The organism is Phyllobacterium sp. 22552 (assembly GCF_052044585.1).
GTDB lineage: Bacteria > Pseudomonadota > Alphaproteobacteria > Rhizobiales > Rhizobiaceae > Phyllobacterium > Phyllobacterium ifriqiyense.
The window spans coordinates 152410-170712 of sequence record NZ_JBQENG010000005.1 but is presented as its reverse complement, the minus strand read 5'-3'; the positions used below and the strand labels follow the sequence as shown (position 1 = coordinate 170712).

General features: G+C 55.0%; 17 protein-coding genes. 6 read left to right on the top strand and 11 right to left on the bottom strand.

The window, feature by feature from the left end; translation table 11 throughout:
• Window positions 1–4 precede the first annotated feature (4 nt).
• Genes nirD through ACTJI9_RS13760 form a run of 4 tightly spaced genes read left to right on the top strand, consistent with a single transcriptional unit; the run spans window position 5 to window position 4437 of the window.
• Window positions 5–337, top strand: coding sequence for a nitrite reductase small subunit NirD (gene nirD, locus ACTJI9_RS13775; protein WP_440808681.1), 333 nt, complete (start codon window positions 5–7; stop codon window positions 335–337).
• The gene (locus ACTJI9_RS13770) at window positions 337–2997 is read left to right on the top strand and encodes a nitrate reductase (RefSeq protein WP_440808678.1); all 2661 of its coding nucleotides are present in this window, start codon (window positions 337–339) and stop codon (window positions 2995–2997) included. Before nirD ends, ACTJI9_RS13770 begins: the two co-directional genes overlap by 1 nt.
• A complete protein-coding gene (locus tag ACTJI9_RS13765) occupies window positions 2918–4114 on the top strand; it encodes an SAM-dependent methyltransferase (protein ID WP_337345102.1) in 1197 nt (398 codons plus the stop codon). The genes ACTJI9_RS13770 and ACTJI9_RS13765 overlap by 80 nt, the downstream gene beginning before the upstream one ends.
• A gap of 2 nt (window positions 4115–4116) precedes the next feature.
• Entirely contained in the window at window positions 4117–4437 is a 321-nt protein-coding gene (locus ACTJI9_RS13760) for a hypothetical protein (protein ID WP_336442010.1), read from the top strand.
• On the opposite strand, the gene ACTJI9_RS13755 is transcribed toward ACTJI9_RS13760, so the two are convergent.
• Window positions 4434–5474, bottom strand: coding sequence for an alcohol dehydrogenase catalytic domain-containing protein (locus ACTJI9_RS13755; protein WP_115053790.1), 1041 nt, complete (start codon window positions 5472–5474; stop codon window positions 4434–4436). The genes ACTJI9_RS13760 and ACTJI9_RS13755 overlap by 4 nt on opposite strands.
• Window positions 5475–5650: 176 nt before the next feature.
• Here ACTJI9_RS13755 and ACTJI9_RS13750 point away from each other — a divergent pair, with 176 nt between their 5' ends.
• Window positions 5651–6568 carry an AraC family transcriptional regulator gene (locus tag ACTJI9_RS13750; RefSeq protein ID WP_440808673.1) on the top strand — a complete coding sequence of 306 codons (918 nt, stop codon included), beginning with the start codon at window positions 5651–5653 and terminating at the stop codon, window positions 6566–6568.
• Window positions 6569–6595: 27 nt separating this feature from the next.
• Here ACTJI9_RS13750 and ACTJI9_RS13745 read toward each other — a convergent pair whose 3' ends face one another.
• Genes ACTJI9_RS13745 through ACTJI9_RS13735 form a run of 3 tightly spaced genes read right to left on the bottom strand, consistent with a single transcriptional unit; the run spans window position 6596 to window position 8300 of the window.
• Entirely contained in the window at window positions 6596–7111 is a 516-nt protein-coding gene (locus ACTJI9_RS13745; protein ID WP_440808672.1) for a nuclear transport factor 2 family protein, read from the bottom strand.
• 42 nt (window positions 7112–7153) lie between these two features.
• Complete coding sequence (locus tag ACTJI9_RS13740) at window positions 7154–7888, bottom strand: SDR family oxidoreductase (protein ID WP_440808669.1); 735 nt, start codon at window positions 7886–7888, stop codon at window positions 7154–7156.
• A gap of 34 nt (window positions 7889–7922) precedes the next feature.
• Entirely contained in the window at window positions 7923–8300 is a 378-nt protein-coding gene (locus ACTJI9_RS13735; protein WP_370878660.1) for an Atu4866 domain-containing protein, read from the bottom strand.
• 112 nt (window positions 8301–8412) lie between these two features.
• Here ACTJI9_RS13735 and ACTJI9_RS13730 point away from each other — a divergent pair, with 112 nt between their 5' ends.
• A complete protein-coding gene (locus ACTJI9_RS13730) occupies window positions 8413–9309 on the top strand; it encodes a LysR substrate-binding domain-containing protein (protein ID WP_115053794.1) in 897 nt (298 codons plus the stop codon).
• Here ACTJI9_RS13730 and ACTJI9_RS13725 read toward each other — a convergent pair whose 3' ends face one another.
• The 7 genes from ACTJI9_RS13725 to bglB all read right to left on the bottom strand — a co-directional run bounded on the left by ACTJI9_RS13725 (window position 9310) and on the right by bglB (window position 18299).
• On the bottom strand, window positions 9310–10383 hold the full coding sequence (locus tag ACTJI9_RS13725) for an ABC transporter ATP-binding protein (protein WP_440808665.1): 1074 nt from the start codon (window positions 10381–10383) through the stop codon (window positions 9310–9312).
• A gap of 10 nt (window positions 10384–10393) precedes the next feature.
• Window positions 10394–11446, bottom strand: coding sequence for a carbohydrate ABC transporter permease (locus ACTJI9_RS13720; RefSeq protein ID WP_115053796.1), 1053 nt, complete (start codon window positions 11444–11446; stop codon window positions 10394–10396).
• Window positions 11446–12483 carry a carbohydrate ABC transporter permease gene (locus ACTJI9_RS13715; RefSeq protein WP_115053797.1) on the bottom strand — a complete coding sequence of 346 codons (1038 nt, stop codon included), beginning with the start codon at window positions 12481–12483 and terminating at the stop codon, window positions 11446–11448. Before ACTJI9_RS13715 ends, ACTJI9_RS13720 begins: the two co-directional genes overlap by 1 nt.
• A gap of 84 nt (window positions 12484–12567) precedes the next feature.
• Window positions 12568–13833, bottom strand: coding sequence for an ABC transporter substrate-binding protein (locus ACTJI9_RS13710; RefSeq protein ID WP_440808662.1), 1266 nt, complete (start codon window positions 13831–13833; stop codon window positions 12568–12570).
• Between the two features lie 52 nt (window positions 13834–13885).
• Complete coding sequence (locus tag ACTJI9_RS13705) at window positions 13886–16369, bottom strand: hypothetical protein (RefSeq protein WP_440808659.1); 2484 nt, start codon at window positions 16367–16369, stop codon at window positions 13886–13888.
• A complete protein-coding gene (gene kduI / locus ACTJI9_RS13700; RefSeq protein ID WP_440808656.1) occupies window positions 16366–17202 on the bottom strand; it encodes a 5-dehydro-4-deoxy-D-glucuronate isomerase in 837 nt (278 codons plus the stop codon). Before kduI ends, ACTJI9_RS13705 begins: the two co-directional genes overlap by 4 nt.
• A complete protein-coding gene (gene bglB, locus ACTJI9_RS13695) occupies window positions 17199–18299 on the bottom strand; it encodes a beta-galactosidase BglB (RefSeq protein ID WP_440808896.1) in 1101 nt (366 codons plus the stop codon). Before bglB ends, kduI begins: the two co-directional genes overlap by 4 nt.
• Window positions 18300–18303: the final 4 nt, after the last annotated feature.

The window sequence follows — 18303 nt, the reverse complement described above, 5'->3', positions numbered from 1 at the left end:
GGCCATGAGTGATTGGATTGCGATAGGTTCGATACACGATATTCCACGTCGCGGCGCTCGCTGCGTCATGACTCCGCAGGGAAAGATCGCAGTTTTCCGCACGATGGAAGATCAGGTTTACGCCATTGATGATCATTGTCCGCACAAGGGCGGCCCTTTGAGCCAAGGCATTGTGCATGGCGCATCGGTTACATGCCCTTTGCACAATTGGGTCATTTCGCTGGAAACAGGAAAGGCGCTTGGCGCCGATGAGGGCAGCGTCAGAACCATTCCGCTCAAGCTGGATGGGGACAGCATCCTCGCGCATCTGCAAATCACGGCTGTTGCGGCGGAATAATGCAGACAGCGACAGCAACAACTCGCACCACATGCCCCTATTGCGGGGTGGGGTGCGGCGTTCTCGCCACCAGGGAGGAGAGCGGGGCCATCGGCATCAAGGGTGACCCCTTGCACCCTGCCAATTTCGGGCGTCTTTGCTCGAAAGGTTCCGCTCTTGGCGAGACCGTTGATCTGGAAGGGCGATTGCTCCAGCCCAAAATGTTTGGCGAAGAAGCGGGCTGGGATGAAGCATTGGGGCTGGTGGCGAGCCGCTTTTCCGATGCGGTTCGCCAGCATGGGCCGGACAGTGTTGCATTTTATGTTTCGGGCCAGTTCCTGACAGAGGATTACTACGTTGCCAACAAGCTGATGAAAGGCTTCATCGGCTCGGCCAATATTGATACGAATTCGCGCCTGTGCATGTCTTCTTCAGTTGCAGGTCATGTGCGCGCCTTCGGTTCAGACACAGTTCCCGGGACCTATGAGGATTTGGAGCTGGCCGATCTGGTCATCCTCACCGGCTCAAACCTCGCATGGTGCCATCCCGTTCTCTATCAGCGGTTGATAGCAGCCAAAACAGAACGACCGGAAATGAAGATCGTCGTTATTGATCCGCGCCGGACAATGACCGCCGATATTGCTGATATGCACCTTGCCATCAGGCCCGATGGCGATGTTGCCCTGTTCCTTGGCCTGCTGGGTTTTCTGGCGGATTCGGCAAATCTGGATCATGATTATATTGAAAGGCACACATCCGGCTTTGCGATGGCTGTCGCTGCCGCGCGTCAATTGAGCATTGATGAGCTGACCCGAAAGACGGGTCTGGATGCGCAGCAATTAGAGGCTTTCTACACACTCTTCGTTGCCACGCAAAAAACAGTCACTTGCTATAGCCAGGGTGTAAACCAGTCTTCCTCGGGGACAGACAAGGTAAACGCCATTATCAACTGCCATCTGGCAACGGGCCGTATCGGCAAGCCGGGCATGGGGCCGTTTTCGCTGACAGGCCAGCCAAATGCCATGGGCGGGCGGGAAGTCGGCGGACTTGCCAATATGCTCGCTGCCCATATGTCCATCACCAGCGATGAAGACAAAGACAGGGTGGCGCGGTTCTGGGGCGCGCCACGCATCGCTTCCAAACCCGGCTTGAAGGCGGTTGACCTGTTTCAGGCCGTTGCCGATGGCCGGATCAAAGCCATCTGGATTATGGCGACCAATCCCGTTGTCTCCATGCCCGATGCGGATGCAGTCAAAGCCGCGATCAAGGCCTGTCCATTCGTGGTTGTGTCTGATGTGACCCAAACCGATACAAGCCGCCATGCGCATGTGTTCCTGCCCTCGCTCGGATGGGGCGAGAAAAGCGGAACTGTCACCAATTCCGAACGCAGAATTTCACGGCAAAGGTCATTCCTGCCCATTCCCGGCCAAGCGAGGGCGGATTGGTGGCAATTGACCGAAGTGGGCCGGAGAATGGGTTTTGAGGCTGCTTTCCCATATAATTCGCCCGATGAAATCTTTGCAGAACACGCCGCTCTTTCTGCTTTTGAGAATGACGGCACCCGCGATTTTGACATTGGCGCCTTTGCGCAAATTGACGGGCAAGCCTATGACGCGCTTCCTCCTGTGCAGTGGCCACAGCCACAATCAGGGCCAGGTGGGACAGAGAGGTTCTTTGGCAATGGCGGTTTCTTCCATGCCGACCGGAAGGCGCGTTTCATCGCAGTAGAGGCTGGAAATGTGGAACGGCCAGCTAGCGCCTTTCCGCTGGTCCTCAATACGGGCCGTATCCGCGATCAATGGCATACAATGACAAGAACCGGCAAAAGCGCTCGCCTTGCAGCGCATATTGCCGAGCCCTTTGCGGAAATTCATCCCTTTGATGCAAAGGCGATCGGAATTGAAAGCGCCGATCTGGTGGAGCTGGAAAGCCCCTATGGCAAGGTTATCGTCAGAGCATCGGTGACGGATCGGCAGGCGAGGGGCAATATCTTTGTTCCCATGCACTGGAATGATAATTTTGCCGCCAGAGCCCGTATTGATAGCCTGGTCGCGCCTCTGGTTGACCCATTTTCCGGACAGCCGGCTTTGAAAAGCAGCGCCATTGCAGCGAGAAAATTTGCAGTAGCTCATTACGGTTTCGCCGTTTCCCTTGCAAAGCCGGAAAGCATCGACCTGCCTTATTGGGCAATGGCAAAGGCGCAAGGTGGCTGGCGCGTTGAGTTTGCCGGAAACGATGTTGCTGACTGGACCGAGTGGGCGCGGGCAAAGTTCGGCATTCCGGCAGGAATAGAACCATTGGGCTATCATGACGGGCAATCGGGCGATTATCGGCTGGCGTTTTTTGACGAGGGCAAATTGTTGGCGGCCTTGTTCACCGCCCGTAAACCCGTAGCAGTTGCGCGCAGTTGGATGATCGAGCAGCTCTCCTGCGATCATGCCGATCTATCAAAGCGTTTTTCCATCATAGCAGGCCGTCCTGGGGACAGAAGCGCGGATCGGGGTGCTATTGTCTGCTCCTGCTTCAGTGTTGGCCTGAACCAGATTGTTGCAGCTGTTCGCAGCGGCTGCGGCAGTGTCGAAGCTGTGGGAGCGACCACGAATGCGGGAACAAATTGCGGTTCCTGCCGCGCTGAAATCAGAGGGATCATCGATGGATGCAACGCTGTCGCCGCTGAATAAGCGGCAGGAAAAACAAATGAATGCGCGGGTTACCGATTTGGCGAAACTGCCGGTTTTCTGGGATTTGAAAGGAAAGCGTGTCGTTATTGCCGGTGGGTCGGACGCAGCGGCATGGAAGGCCGAGCTTCTGGCGGCATGTGGCGCAATTGTGCATATTTATGCGGAAGAGCTATCAGGCATCTTCGCCAGTTTGGTTGATGTATCCCAGGCTTCGCAGCGGCGCCGTTATATCCACCATGCAAGGCCTTATACAGCCGCCGATATGAAAGGTGCCTCGCTCGCAATTGGCGATTTTGAAAGCGAGGCCGATGCGGATATTTTCTTTAACGCGGGTGTTGCTGTGGGCACCCCTGTCAACGTGATCGATAAGCCGGCTTTCTGCCAGTTTCAATTCGGTTCGATCGTCAATCGCTCACCCGTGATCGTGTCTATATCCACCGACGGCGCTGCACCCGTTCTGGCTCAGGCAATACGGCGCAGGATCGAGGCGATATTACCCGCTTCGTTGCAGCTTTGGGGACAAATGGCGCAAGGTCTTCGCAGCAAAGTAAATGCCCGGCTGGAATCGGGGCAAGCGAGGCGACGTTTCTGGGAGGGTTTCGTCGACCGTGTTTTCACCGGGGTGCCGAATAGCACCGCGCTGGCGGAGCTGCTTGCTGATGCAGCAAAGGGTGACAGCCGCGTCGCCCGCGTCGGCAAGATTACATTTGTTGCTGCTGGGCCTGGAGACCCCGAACTGCTGACGCTGAAAGCCATTCGTGCATTGCAGGCAGCCGATATCGTTCTTTTCGGATCGCAGGTATCAAACGAAATCCTCGAATTCTCAAGACGGGAGGCGCGCCGGATACAAGTTGACCGGTTTGCAGACCAAACGGTCGATAGTATTGCAGCGTTTCTGGATGAGGGAAAAAATATTGTCCGCGTTGATTTGAGCGGCACGCTGGAAGGCCGCCGGTTTCGCGAGGAAATTACCCGGCTCAAAGCAAGCGGGGCGCGCGTAAGCACGGTTCCTGGTGTAACGGAAAGTGCCGAAGTGCTGCACTATGCGCTTACCGCTGTTCCCTTTGGGGGATACGCCAATGCAGGGCATGGCGAACAGTTTGGGAGCGCAAGATAAGTATGGATCAGTTTGCTCCGTTCCTGCTAAGCATGATCATATGCCTTACCTTGCCGGGTGTTCAGGGTATCTTTAACACTGGAACGAATGCGGCATTGCTCACCACTGTTCAAATGACAGTGGCAACCGCTCTGGCCATATCAAGCATTGGCCTGGCTTTGAGCGGCCTCGCTCCGGCGCATGCAAGCATTGTTATATTGCTTGGCATTTTGTCAGCGCCGGTCGCAAGTCAGTATGCGCATAAGCCTTTATTCAGGCTTATGGCATCTTGTGTCATGTTTCTTTTATATCTGCGCCTGGGACTTCCGCAGGCAGGATTTTAGAGCGTGGCCATATCGATGACGAAACGGTAGCGCACGTCGCTCTTCAGAACCCGCTCATAGGCTTCGTTGATGTCCTTGATGTCGATGGTTTCGATCTCGGCAACAATATTGTGCTTGCCGCAGAAATCCAACATTTCCTGGGTTTCCTTGATCGAGCCAATCATGGAGCCGGCAAGGGTTTTGCGCCCGCCAATCAGGGAGAAGGCATGCACGGGAACCGCATGTTCCGGAACGCCCACCAGCACCATTGTGCCATCAAGCTTCAGCAGCGTGAGATAAGCATTCCAGTCAATCGTGGTGCCGACAGTGCAAATGATCAAATCGAACGTGCCTGCCAGACTTGTAAACGTCTCAGCATCGCTGGTTGCATAATAGTGGCTGGCGCCAAGCTTCAACCCGTCTTCTTTTTTCGACAGGGTTTGGCTGAGGACTGTGACCTCGGCACCCATGGCGTGTGCGATCTTGACGCCCATATGGCCAAGCCCGCCCATGCCGACAATCGCGACTTTTTTGCCGGGGCCAGCTTTCCAATGATGAAGCGGCGAGTAAAGGGTGATGCCCGCGCAGAGCAAGGGAGCAGCTGCATCCAGTGGCAGGTTCTCGGGGAAGGAAAGAACATAGCCTTCCTTTACGACGATCGAGTCCGAATAGCCGCCATAAGTCGGGGTGGTACCATCTGCCTCGTAATCATTATAGGTCTGGACGAGACCGGGCATATACTGCTCGAGATCGACATTGCGCTCGGCGCATTTCGTGCAGGAATTGACAAAACAACCAACGCCGACGCGATCACCAGTCTTGAATTTTGTCACTTTGGAGCCGACCGAAGTGACAATACCTGCCACCTCGTGGCCGGGAACCATGGGGAATATGCCATTACCCCATTCGCTGCGAGCCTGATGGATATCGGAATGGCAAACGCCACAATATTTTACCGATATGACAACATCGTCTTCGTTTGGCTCACGGCGTTCAAAGGTGAAGGGTGTAAGAGGTTGTGACGCATCCGTCGCAGCGTAGCCTTTTGCAATAGCCATGGGTATTTCCTTTTTGGGGATGTAGAGCGCTACTATGCAGCCCATCGGAATTGGAGCGGTAGAGCAATCCTGCAAGCTTATTGCACAATCCTGCAAAAGTGATGGGGCGGCATGATGCGGAGCCGCTCAAGCGTGGTATAAGTTCTGTCTCTCGGCAATCCGGAACCCAACACTATATGACACTACCATTCTCTCCCTATCAGGAAATTGCTGCGATCATTGATCGGTTTACCGGCGCGGACGGTAATTTTTCGACAGCGATCAGCAATCTCAGTTTTTATCGACACAGTGCCCCGACGATGCCCCACCATAGTGCTTATCGACCCGGCTTCGCCATTGTCGTGCAGGGCGCAAAAAGCTTGACCGTAGGGCAGGAGATTTATCGCTATGGCGCGGGTCAATATCTTTTGACCTCACTGGACCTGCCGGTTGAATCGCATGTGACGGAGGCCACTCCGGAGTCGCCTTATCTGTGCCTTACCTACACGATTGACAGCGCCCGTTTGAGCGACATGATTGCTCGTGTCAGTATTCCGCGTCAGGCGACAGCAGAGGGCATAAGGGGCTGGGCCGTGAATATTGCATCGCCGGAAATCCTTGATGCGTCAGTGCGGCTGCTGCGGCTTCTCGACAGGCCCGACGATATTGAAGCCGTCGCCCCGTTGATAGAACAGGAAATTCTCTACCGCCTTCTCTCTGGCCCTGACGGGCCGCGTCTGCTCCAGATTGCAATGTCCGAAAGTCAAAGCAATAAGGTTGTCCGCGCTATTTCATGGATAAGGGACAATTTTGCCGAAACATTACGGATTGAGGATCTGGCGGAACGTGTCAATATGAGCGTTTCTTCGCTGCATCACAATTTCAAGGCTGTCACTGCAATGACGCCTTTGCAGTATCAAAAGCAGCTTCGTTTGCATGAGGCGCGTCGGCTTATTTTGGTGGATCGGCTGGATGTCGGCATGGCTGGACACAAGGTCGGCTATGACAGCCCGTCTCAATTCAGCCGCGAATATAGCCGTCTCTATGGCTCGCCTCCACTGCGCGATGCCGAGCGGATAAGGGGCGCTACCGGCGACAGCAAATCATTGCCTTGATCGCTGGCGGAAGCGCCCCTCATTCTTTTAGTTGGATTTGGCGGGAACTCTGCGGAGCACGTCGTCATAAGGTGCAAGGTCGAGAAAGGCGGTTACTTCGACGGCCTTTCCATCCCGCATATGGAATATCCAGGCATAGCTATTGCTGTAAGGAACGCCATCTCCCGCCACGGCAACACCTTCCCAATTGATTATCACGTGGTCTCCATCGGCCCATATCTTTTTGCTGACCGGTGTGACCGGTTTGGACAGGCGGGATACGAATGGGCGAACTGCCTGCTCAAGGAATGTTTCGCGCCCCCGAAACAGGCCAGCGCTTGGCCCGGACCCTTCGATCCTCCAATTGACTTCCGGTGACAGCACATCGGTAAAGAAGCTTTGTCCACCGGCGGCCCAGGCATCGAATGCCTCGGTTACGATCTGCTTGTTGCGCGAGGTGACATCCTGAGACGCTTGCGCCTGCGTGGTGGGCAGAAGGGGGAGCGTCAGCAAAGCCACTGTCAATGCCGCGCTGCGGATCAGGGATAATATTGATTGCATCATTTTACTCCTTCAGATCTGTGATTAAGCGGATTTCAAAGACGATCAGTGGGGGCTGGCTGTCGGGCGGATAATGATTTCGCTCACATCCACCTCTGCTGGCTGGCTGATGGCATAGAGAATGGAGTTCGCGATGGCTTCCGGACTGATCGTGACGGCGCGAAAGCCTTTCATCGCGTCACGGGCAATAGGGTCACTGATTGTGTCCGCAAGTTCCGATGTTGTTGTGCCCGGTGAAATGACGGTAACCCGAATTTTATCGTTCTCTTGCCGCAAGCCATCGGAAATGGCGCGCACAGCAAATTTTGTAGCGCAGTAAACGGCGGCCGTCGGCGACACGGTGTGGCCGCCAATCGAAGAGACATTGATGATCTGGCCGCTTTCCTGTTGCTTCATGATAGGAAGCGCTGCTGCAATGCCGTAAAGTACGCCTTTAATATTGACGTCAACCATCCGGTCCCATTCGTCGACCAAGAGAGCGTCCATTGGTGATAAGGGCATGACACCGGCATTATTGATGATCACGTCGAGACGACCGAATTCCGAGACGGCAAAATTTACAAAACTGCTGACGTCCTCCCTGTCGGTGACATCCAGTTTTTTGGTCAGAACCGAACCGCCATCAAGCGCGATCTCTTCAGCCAATCTGTCGAGCCGGTCGGCACGCCGCGCACCGATGACAATATGCGCGCCAGCCTTGGCAAGAACCCGGGCCGTTGCTTCGCCAATACCGCTACTCGCACCGGTAATGGCAATGACTTTTCCTTGAATATCAAGCATTTCAAACTCCATGGTTTCTTGAGATTATTGGATATTATTTGCGGCGCAGGATCATCCCGCCGTGGTGAAGCGTGTTTTCGTCCACGAAATCGCCATCGGCGGTAAAGCCTGTGTCGTCCCAATATTCGATATGATTGCCGGTCACTTCGTAACGGCCCTGATAGGCACTTTCGCGATTGCCGCGTGCCTCGTCATAGCGGTTATTGGGAAGCAGTTCATGGCGGACCCGGCCATCATCGGTGACCCACATGCCAACATATGCGTGTTGCAACATTTGAACCTCTTTTGTTTTGCCATTTTCTGTGTCGACGGACTTTTGCATCTTTTCCGATGCCCCACTGAAAGAACCAGACATCGATGCAAGAAGAGCAGTCATGACGCCTGCTGCTATTTTGGAGCTGTGCATTGGCATGAGTTATTTCCTTTCGAGCCGGTGTGAATTCTATCTACCGGACGAAAATACGTGGTCGTATTAGGATTATAAAGTTGCCAATAGCGGATGAGCTGGTTAGTAATGCTTACTAATGATGGATGATCTTGAAGGTATCCCGGTATTTCTGGCGGTTGCTGAAGCGAAGAATTTTCGCATCGCAAGCGAGCGGCTCGGCGTTACGCGCTCTGCGGTCAGTCAGGCGCTTCAACGTCTCGAGGATCGTGTCGGCGTGGCGCTGGTACAACGAACGACCCGGAGCGTAAGGCTGACGGAAGCCGGCGAATTATTCTATGACGCAGTGCAGCCTTCTGTTTCGCAAGTCCGACAGGCCGTTGAGGCTGCGCGCGAGATTCAAGGCAAGCCCAGCGGGCTGCTGAGGATTGCTGTTTCGTCAATCGCAGAGAGCTTCCTGTCTGGCCCGCTGCTTGCGGGATTCATAGAGCGCTATCCTGACGTGACGCTCGACATCACTGTTACCGATGAAGAGTTTGATATTGTCAGCACCGGATTTGATGCAGCAGTGCGGCTTGGTGAAGTCATCGAACAGGATATGATCGCTGTTCCTGTATCATCGCAGCAAAGGCAATGTGCTTTCGCCTCGCCGGAATATCTGGAAAAAAATGGCAGTCCCACGCATCCAAGCGAATTGCCGGACCATATTTGTATTGGCTGGAGGCCCCGCCCGGACAGTGCGCCCTATCGCTGGGAGTTTACAGAAAATGGTCGCGACTTTGATGTCGCCGTCAATCCCGAAGTGACCACCAACGACATGCAGTTTATGATACGCATGGCCTGCGCCGGTGCTGGGATTACCTTTGGCATGGTCGATACATTTCAACCATGGGTTTCACGCGGCGAACTTGTGCCGCTTTTGGGAGCTTTCGGACCACCGTTCAACGGCTTTTATCTCTATTATCCAAGACGCCACAGGCAACCCATCAAGTTAAGGGCGCTGGTGGATCATATACGTGCCGCACGTCATGGCTGATCAGATGCGATGCCCATCCTTGTCAAAAAGATGGATTGGAGCGCTGGACAGCGAGAGGTCAATATCCATGCCTGAGGCAAGGTCATGCTGTCCGGGGATAACGACCAGGAATTTTTGCCCCGCGACTTCCGTGTGAAGCACTGTTTCGGAGCCAAGCGCTTCAACGAGCTTGATTTTGGCTTTAATACTCTTGTCACCTGAACCGAAAGTGACATGCTGCGGACGAATGCCCAGGGTGATCCGTGCGCCCTGCTCGAGACTTGTCTCGCGAGCAGGAATCGCAAGCTGATAGCCATCGGCCAGCGCGACCACCAGATTTCCCGATTGGACGGAACTGACAGTTCCTTCCAGAAAGTTCATATGGGGAGCGCCGATGAAGCCCGCTACAAACCGGTTTGCCGGCGTATTGTAGAGTTCAAGGGGTGTGCCAACCTGTTCGATTTTTCCGGCGCGTAGTACGACGATCCGGTCAGCGAGGGTCATCGCCTCCACCTGATCGTGGGTTACGTAAATCATGGTGGATGAAAGGCGGGCATGAAGTGCGGCCAGCTCGGCGCGGGTGGAAACCCGCAGCTCAGCATCCAGATTTGACAAAGGTTCATCCAGCAGAAAGGCGACGGGGCGGCGCACGATGGCCCGGCCGATTGCAACTCTCTGTCGCTGGCCGCCGGAAAGCTGACCGGGCCGCCGGGCCAAATAGGGCTCGATCTCAAGCATGCGGGCGGCTTCCGTTATCCGCTCCTCAATCTCGGCTTTGGGCATCTTGGAGTTCTCAAGGCCAAAGGCAAGATTTTGGCGCACACTCATATGCGGGTAGAGTGCGTAGGACTGGAATACCATGGCGAGGCCGCGATCAGCAGCCGTCACATCGTTGACCGGTTTCCCGTCAATGGCAATCTCGCCGCTGGTGATTTTCTCCAACCCGGCAATGGCGCGCAGCAAGGTAGATTTTCCGCAACCCGACGGGCCGACGAAAACAACAAGTTCACCATCGTTTATGTCGAGGTTGATGCCATGCAGGACATCGATATTTCCGAAGGATTTTTTGACATTGGAGAGTGTGATCTGGCCCATATGAGTTTCCTTATTTTAGGCCTGTGCCGGCGATGCCAGTGGTGATGAAACGCTGCAGGAAGATGAACACAAGCACCACCGGGATCATGGTGACGACGGTCATCGCCAGGATGAAGTGCCATTGCACATTAAGTTCGCCGGAATAGATGCTCAGGCCAACTTGCAGTGTGTAAAGCTCTTTGCGCGATAGAACGATCAGTGGCCAGAGGAAGTCATTCCACCGCCAGACGACCGAGAAGATTGCAAGCACTGCAAGCGCAGGCGCAGTCAGTGGCAGGACGATGCGCCAGTAGATCTGCCACTCGGACGCCTTGTCCATCCGCGCCGCATCGATAAGCTCATCGGGAATGGTCAACATGTACTGGCGCAGTATGAAAACGCCGGTGGGCGTTGCGACTGTCGGTAAAATCACGCCCCAGAGATTGTTGAACAGACCGAGCGCCGAGATAATTGAATAGAGCGGCACCATGATGACCGAAAGCGGGACCATGAGCGTGGCAAGAATGATCAGCATCGCCACCGAGCGGCCTCGAAACTCGTATTTCGACAGGGCGAAGGCCGCCATTGAATTGACGATGAGCGTAATCAGCGTTGCCATGACTGTGACGAACACCGAATTCCACAGATAGCGGAAGAAGTCGAAATGCACGAATGGTCCGGTGTAATTCTCCGTGGCGAAGGACAATTCCTGTACAGGTTTGCGGCTATTGATATTGACCCGAATGGTTTCGTCAGGCTTGGCGGGATCAACCATCTGGCTGAAAAGCCCGATGCGGCGCACTTCGGCAAGCTTCTTCGTCGTGCCATCTGGCAGTGTCACATCATAGAGAGTCAAAGGCTTGTCATGCCCCTCAACACTGACCTGCTGGCTGGTATAGGGCAGGATTGATGGAGGGAATTCCGCCAGTGCCGCCGGTGTCTTGAAAGAAGAGAACATCAGCCACAAGGCGGGGCCGAACATGATGAACAGTCCGCCTATGAGCCAAACCCAAGTGACGATATCGGTCCAATGCCAACCCTTGCCGCCTCGGCGGCGCAGAATGAAAGCTGCGGCTCTTCCCATCAGCGTTTCCCCTTCTTTTCGCCGCGACGGCCAAGGCCAAGCTGCACCAATGTGAGCACGACAAGGACGAGGCCCATGAGTATGGATGCTGCGGCTGCAAGCCCGGGATTGCGTGGCTGCGATACAAAGCCCGTTTCATAAATATACTGGGTGATGAACAAGGTGCTCGTTCCCGGGCCACCGCCGGTGAGTATGTACACCTCGTCAAAGACCTGCACGGAGCGGATCAGCGCGAGCACAATAACGACGACGAGATTGGGCATAAGAAGCGGCAGGGTGATACGCCAGAAGACTCTCGCCGGTTTAGTGCCGTCCATATCTGCGGCTTCATAAAGATCTTTCGGGATTGCCTGCAGGCCAGCCAACAGGATCAAGGCATAAAAGCCCATATGCGCCCAAAGCGAAACCCCAACCGCGGCGGCGAAGGACCAGGTGCGGTCTGTCAGCCAGGTATAGGGGTCAACGCCAAACGGATAGAGAATGAAATTCAAAAGACCTTGCCGCTGAAGAATCCATCGCCAGATGAGCCCGACAACCACGGGCGAGAGCAAAACTGGGAAGAAGAATACCGCGCGCCAGAAAGAACGGGCCGCAAGGTTGCGGTTCAAGATCAGCGCAGTCACCAATGCTGCGCCGATCATCAGGGTTACCTGCAAAACCACAAACCAGAATGTATTGCTGACGGCGGTCCAGAATGCATCTTCCTGACAGGTGAGAGGGTCAAGATAATTGCTGCAGTCGAAAAGACGCTGATATTGATCTGCGCCGACATATGAGCGCTCCGGCAGAAACAGCGCGGAGCCGCCGGTCGTTGAATAGACAAAGTTGATGAACAGCGGCAACAGCACGAAAATGCCGAAAATCAGCATATTCGGCGCAAGGAAAAAGATTGCCATGCCGCTGAGACCGGTCATTCTCTGCAATGCACGCAAAGGGCGGTCGATCAAGCCCATGACAAGCCGGACCGGGGCAAGCGCAATAGCGCCCAAGTGCTGGACTGCCGATGGTTTTGATGCAGTTTCAAGCGGCGCCGTCATTGCGCATCTCCCGTGCCGAGGTGTCAGGATTATGCGGCTTGTCTTCCATTATGAAGGCGAGAACAAGCCGCATTGCCAGTTCTGTCAAAGGCCGGAGTCCTTGACCTTGGTCGCAACGTCAGAATCGATACGGGTGAAGGCGTCGTCGAGCGGCAGCTCGCCGGCAATCACCTGAGCCACACGGGTAACCAAGGCGCCATAAACCGTGTCAGCCCAACGCCAGCCGGGCATTTTCTGAGCGGCGGGCGCAGTCGTCTTGCTGGCTTTGACGAATACATCAAGCGCTGCTTTGACCTGTGGGTCCTCGGTCTTGAAGTTGAGATCGCCCTTGTCGAGAATTCCCTTATGGGCCGGGATGAAAAGCGTTCGCTCTGAAAATTCTTTGACGACTGCTTCGCTTGCCAGATAGTCCATGACCTTGGCAACGTCTTTCGGGTTCTTTGTATATTTTACCGCAACCAGGCCTGCCCCTCCAGGCATGCCGGTGCAAGCAGCCGGGCCACAAGGGCTGCCGGTGGCAACCCAATCAAAGCCATTGCCGATTTTGGTCGCGAAATTAGGGATCTGCCATGAACCGGAATAGTAATAGGCAAGCTGCGCGTTGATAAAGTCGTCGGCGGCAGCGCGGTAGGTCTGGCCAGCAGCGGAAACCCACACATCCTTGCTCATGACCCCGTCATTCGTCCATCCGACAAATTTGGTGATGAAGTCCTTTGCGCCTTTATCCAGCGGCGCGGGTTTGCCATCAGCTCCGATGTAATTTGCACCGAAAGCAATATTGGGCGCCGTGATGCGATGGCCGGAACGGTCCAATGCCATGGCAAAAGGAATTTGCTGACTGTCGGCGACCTTCTTTGAAGCAGTTGCCCAGTCGTCCCATGTTGCATCAGGGCCGGGCAGGGGAACGCCTGCCTGTTCGAACAGGGTCTTGTTGGCAAAGCCACCGGTCAAAGTGACCTGCGTCATGAAACCCGAAATCTGGTTGGAGCCATCAGGCCGCATCCAGTCGGCCTGAGCGCCGAAATTGGCGTCCCAATAGGCTGCGTCCGATATAAGGGGGCGCAGATCCAGCCAATGCCGGCTGAGGTCTTTCAGCGCCGTTACACGCGCAATATCCGGACCATGACCTGCTTCGAGTTGAACCGGCAATTGTTCCTTGATGACACCAAAAGCAACATTGTCGATCGTCACTTTGATATCCGGGTTTTGGTCGATGAAGCGCTTCATGAGGTCAGCCAAGACCTCACCTTCAACACCATCGGAATACCACATGATACGTACATCGCCAGCATAGGCCGTCGACGTCAGAAGCGCGAGCGTAGCGCCCGCCAGAAGCGATCTCAATTTCATGCCTGTTTCCTCCTCCAAGGACAAGGCGAGCCTCCACCCGCCGGGTTTATTCTTATGATTGGTCCAGCATTTTCGCTTCGCCCTTTACGCTATAATCGGCTCTTGTAAGAACGCGGCCTTCAGCCTCAATGCTGCCATCAGCACGAAAACGGACAGTCCCATATTCGGGATCGTCAATGATAATGGTCCCGTCACTTTCCTCACGGGCATCAAGGCGACCAAAGCGTTCTTCGACAGATGCCAAATCATTCGAGGTGCAGACGCGCACAATCCAGCGTGTTTTCATGCCATATTGGCGCAATTCCACATTCGTAGACGGGCCTTCCGTAACCTGCAACAGTGGTTGGCTGGCATGCAGCAAAACGGCTCCCGTTCCCGAGCGGGCTACAGCTAGATTGCCCGAGACATGGCTTTCATCAAACTCGGCAATTGGAAACCAGGCATGGGTGAAGTCTGGTTGTTCTTCGTGGATCGAAAAGTCGAGAACAGCCAGACCGCGATATTGCTGGGCGCGGGGAATAGTACCGCATCCGCCCCAGTAAGATGGCCGTCCATAACCGAACTGGATCGTTTCGCCCGGATGATTGATCCAGATCGCCGCCTCGGGCTTTTCTCCCAGGCGCAAATGCAGAATGGTTTCCTGATAACCCCATTCACCCCAGCGATAATGAGCGGCTGATCCTATGGCGAAATCAGCGCTCTTATAATGGTAGAGCGCGGCAAAGGCGTTTTCACCTTGCGCAAAACGCCATTCCTGATGCTGGTCTTCCCTGTAATCGGCGATCGTGGAAAGAGCTGCGGGAATTGCAAGGCCGTGGTCACGCAGGCAGACGGCGAGTTGCGGAAGGGCATGAACGCGGCGGCCATACCAGCCCTTGCCCCAGAGAAGGCGAGCCACGCCCGACAGTTCAAGCGAACGCCCTGCACAAAGCGTGTGTTCGTAAGAACGGCCCTGCGCTGCCGTCACCATGCCATGATGGGCAGAGCGGGCAATGATTTCACAAAGCCGGACAATGCCTGCCTTGGCGCGTGTGGCAATATCATCATCGGGAGCCAGAGCGGCAAGCGCCGTCAGACCTTTCAGGTCAATCGGGAAATAGGGCGCGGAGTTGAATTCCGCCATTTCCCAATTTTCGAAATGATCAAGCCATGCGCGTACCCGCTCCGCACCGATCCTGCTTTGCTCGGACCCCGTACGGCCCGAGCGGACAAAGGTGCTGTCCGAGAGAAGATGGCCGGCAAGATAGGCTGATGTATGAAAAAGCAGCGCGTGGTTTTCCGAGAAATACCACTGAACATCATTGCCCGGCTCATCCATCCAATAGCGGTAATTGAGAATGGCGGCATCAATCCGATCGCGCGTTTTGCTGTTGATGTCCTTGCCCCAGACTGTGCGCGACCAGATGAGCGGAACGAGCGAGAAGTCTGCGCAATCATGGCAATCTTCGATGGAGGGGAGAATCTCCTCAATCATCGCATCGGTTTGCGCACCGGCGCGACCGCTGGCAAGACGGGCAAAGGCCCGAACAGTGTCCCGTTCCGAATGTTCCGAAATTTCATCAAGCGTTTCGGCAATGCGGCTTTCAAGCGTTGCCCCGGCTTTACCTTGCCGTTCGGCATGACAAATCTCGACACCCAAGGAACGTGAGGCGACAAAACCGCCAGCGTTCAAGGTGATGCGGAAATGGCGGAAATCGGCGGGAGCTTCTTCTGACGGTCCAATCAGCAAGCTGGTTGCGCCAGCCGCAAGCTCGAAATCGAAATCAAACCGTTCGCGTGACATGAAGTCACCTTCGACGGCAACATTGACCTTGACGTCAACCGGTAGCGGCTGTGCGAGCAGGAGAGTAATATCACCGCCAAAATAATGCGGACGATCAAGAGACATTCCGTCAAGCGCCGCTTCGAGGCTATCGGCAATCGATCCGGCAACCGGCACGGGCAGTGCTATCTTCGCCGCCGGACCAGAGAGATAATCGAACTGGAAGAAATAGCGGGCGTCACGCTCGGCCAGATCATCGAAGAAAAGCGTAATTTCATTTATGCCTTCGATGAGGGGGAGTTCGAATTCCTGTTTTGCTTCGAGATTTCGGCTATAGGGCGCCATCCAGCCAATCTCAGCCCCGTTAAGCCAAAGAACTGCGCCGCCACAGGTTCCCAATTGAATTGTTGCGGTTCCGGCGGTTTCAGCGTCGATATAGGTCCGGGTCCAGGTGGCAAGACGCGTTGGCCGGAACCAGAAGCCGGATAAATCCAGCCGGGGCGAACCGAAAGGCAGCCACCATTTTGCAGCGTCAAATGTGCCGCGGACATCCGGGCGTTTGCCACGATAGGTATCGGCAAAAATCGTGCGGCATGGATATTCGTGCGGAATGAAATTCTTGACCTTGGTCAGGAAGAAGAACGGGTCCATCTCACCCTGCATAGGGGCATCAGCCACATCGAAGCGTTCTTCGGAAAGAGCGCTGACCTGCCAGTAGCGCAAGGGTTCTCCCGGCTTGAGGGGCTTGCGCATCCAATGAGTTTCCGCGTTCATTTCAAATCCGCTACGGCAACCGGTGCCACATCATTATATTCCTGATTTTCTCCCGTCATCCCCCAGACAAAGGCATAGGGACCTGTGCCAGCGCCCATATGGATGGACCAGGCTGGAGAGACGAGCGCTTCCAGATCGGCAACCACGAGATGGCGCGTTTCATCGGGACGGCCCATGAGGTGGATAACGCGATCTTCAGGAGCAAGGTCGAAATAGCAATAGGCTTCCATGCGCCGTTCATGCAGGTGGGGTGGCATGGTATTCCAGACACTGCCATCGGCAAGATCGGTAATACCCATCAAAAGCAGGCAGGACGGGGCGACTTCCGGGTGAATATACATACGCAGCTTGCGCTTGTTGGATCGTTGTTCGGCACCGAGTTCGAGCAATTTGGATTCTGATCTGCGGATCAGGCGATGCGGGATATCGCTGCCTGCGGGAACAGAATTCATGTAGAATCGGGCAGGTGCATCGCCGGACACGCTTGATAGCGAAATTTCTTTTGCGCCACGCCCAATATAAAGCACGTCGCGGTTTTCCAGGGTGAAGCTTTGGCCATCAACAGTGATCGTGCCGCTGCCACCCAAATTGGCGACGCCCATTTCGCGAGCGGAAAGCAGATAGGGCGTGCCGATATCATCGCCAGTCCCAAATACGAGTTGTTTTGTTACCGGCACTGCACCACCCAAGATCAGGCGATCCACATGGGTGTAGGTAAAGCTGACTGCGTCCGGCTGAAACAGGTCCTCAAGAAGGAACTCAGCGCGCAACCGCCCCGTATCGAAAGTCTTCGTATCCTCGGGGCCTGCCCCGTAAAGAACTTTCATTGTCATGCTGCCTGTTCTCCTGCTTCCACATGCTGCAACGCTTCGGAAAGGCAGAGAATGGAAAGCGCCTGTCCGTAGCCTGTCGGCTGAATGGGAATGTCTTTATAAAATTGCAGATCGTGGCCCATGCGTGTGCCATATGAGACGTTGAGCACGGTACCGGTTTCGTCGATATTATTCAGAACTGCCTTTACGGCTTTCAGCCCAGCCTTTCGCCATTCCGGTGTGCCAAGCCCGATGCGATATCCCTTCAAAAGGCCATAGCCAATACCGGCGGTAGCAGAGATTTCTTCGTAGGAAGACGGATCGTCGAGCAAAGTGCGCCATGCGCCCGATGCGGTCTGCAAGGGTAGCAATGCATTGACCTGCGCAACCAGCACGCCCATGAGAAAGTCCTTCACGGGTTTGGGCATATCTGCGAGATCAAAAAGATCAAGCATTCCGGCAGTTATCCAGGCATTGCCTCGCGCCCAACGAGCCTGCGCGAAATTATGACGTCCTCGGAAAGTCCAGCCATGGAACCAAAGGCCGGATTTTGTGTCAGCAAGATAACGGGAGTGAACAAGGAACTGGCGTGCAGCTTCATCGACCAGCTCTCGGCGGCCGCTTGCCTGCCCGTAAGAAGCAAGGAACAGGGCAACCATATAAAGTGTATCGTCCCAGAGTTCATGATCGTTCACCTTGTCTGAGACATGGTGTTCGAAGGCACCTTCTTCGGTGCGGGTCATTTGCGACATGACCTGATCGGCCCAATCATCCAGCGGCTTTTTCCAGCGCGGATCGCGCGTTTCCTTCCAGAGAACAGACAGAGCCAGCATGGGAGCAGTGGTATTGACGTTGAGCGCAGGAAGGCCAGCCGCAATGCGAGCGGTGTACCAATCTTCAATCAAGGTCTTGAGGTCATCACGGCCAGTGAAAAGCCATAGACGGACAAGCCCATAAAGCCCGACCCCTTGCGGCCATTCCCAACTTTCGAATGAGATGTAGTCGCCCGCAGTGCCGTCGAGATTAGGTTCATCGAAGCGGCCATCATTGTGGAGTCCGGTCATGCCGGCCACGATCAGATCCAGCTGGTTGCGGATATTCTGGCCAGTAAGGCCCATCTGC

Bases quoted from the DNA above. Each gene is read 5' to 3' on its own strand.
- nirD (WP_440808681.1), top strand. From the start codon at position 5: ATGAGTGATTGGATTGCGATAGGTTCGATACACGATATTCCACGTCGC.
- ACTJI9_RS13770 (WP_440808678.1), top strand. From the start codon at position 337: ATGCAGACAGCGACAGCAACAACTCGCACCACATGCCCCTATTGCGGG.
- ACTJI9_RS13765 (WP_337345102.1), top strand. From the start codon at position 2,918: ATGCGGGAACAAATTGCGGTTCCTGCCGCGCTGAAATCAGAGGGATCA.
- ACTJI9_RS13760 (WP_336442010.1), top strand. From the start codon at position 4,117: ATGGATCAGTTTGCTCCGTTCCTGCTAAGCATGATCATATGCCTTACC.
- ACTJI9_RS13755 (WP_115053790.1), bottom strand. From the start codon at position 5,474: ATGGCTATTGCAAAAGGCTACGCTGCGACGGATGCGTCACAACCTCTT.
- ACTJI9_RS13750 (WP_440808673.1), top strand. From the start codon at position 5,651: ATGACACTACCATTCTCTCCCTATCAGGAAATTGCTGCGATCATTGAT.
- ACTJI9_RS13745 (WP_440808672.1), bottom strand. From the start codon at position 7,111: ATGATGCAATCAATATTATCCCTGATCCGCAGCGCGGCATTGACAGTG.
- ACTJI9_RS13740 (WP_440808669.1), bottom strand. From the start codon at position 7,888: ATGCTTGATATTCAAGGAAAAGTCATTGCCATTACCGGTGCGAGTAGC.
- ACTJI9_RS13735 (WP_370878660.1), bottom strand. From the start codon at position 8,300: ATGCCAATGCACAGCTCCAAAATAGCAGCAGGCGTCATGACTGCTCTT.
- ACTJI9_RS13730 (WP_115053794.1), top strand. From the start codon at position 8,413: ATGATGGATGATCTTGAAGGTATCCCGGTATTTCTGGCGGTTGCTGAA.
- ACTJI9_RS13725 (WP_440808665.1), bottom strand. From the start codon at position 10,383: ATGGGCCAGATCACACTCTCCAATGTCAAAAAATCCTTCGGAAATATC.
- ACTJI9_RS13720 (WP_115053796.1), bottom strand. From the start codon at position 11,446: ATGGGAAGAGCCGCAGCTTTCATTCTGCGCCGCCGAGGCGGCAAGGGT.
- ACTJI9_RS13715 (WP_115053797.1), bottom strand. From the start codon at position 12,483: ATGACGGCGCCGCTTGAAACTGCATCAAAACCATCGGCAGTCCAGCAC.
- ACTJI9_RS13710 (WP_440808662.1), bottom strand. From the start codon at position 13,833: ATGAAATTGAGATCGCTTCTGGCGGGCGCTACGCTCGCGCTTCTGACG.
- ACTJI9_RS13705 (WP_440808659.1), bottom strand. From the start codon at position 16,369: ATGAACGCGGAAACTCATTGGATGCGCAAGCCCCTCAAGCCGGGAGAA.
- kduI (WP_440808656.1), bottom strand. From the start codon at position 17,202: ATGACAATGAAAGTTCTTTACGGGGCAGGCCCCGAGGATACGAAGACT.
- bglB (WP_440808896.1), bottom strand. From the start codon at position 18,299: ATGGGCCTTACTGGCCAGAATATCCGCAACCAGCTGGATCTGATCGTG.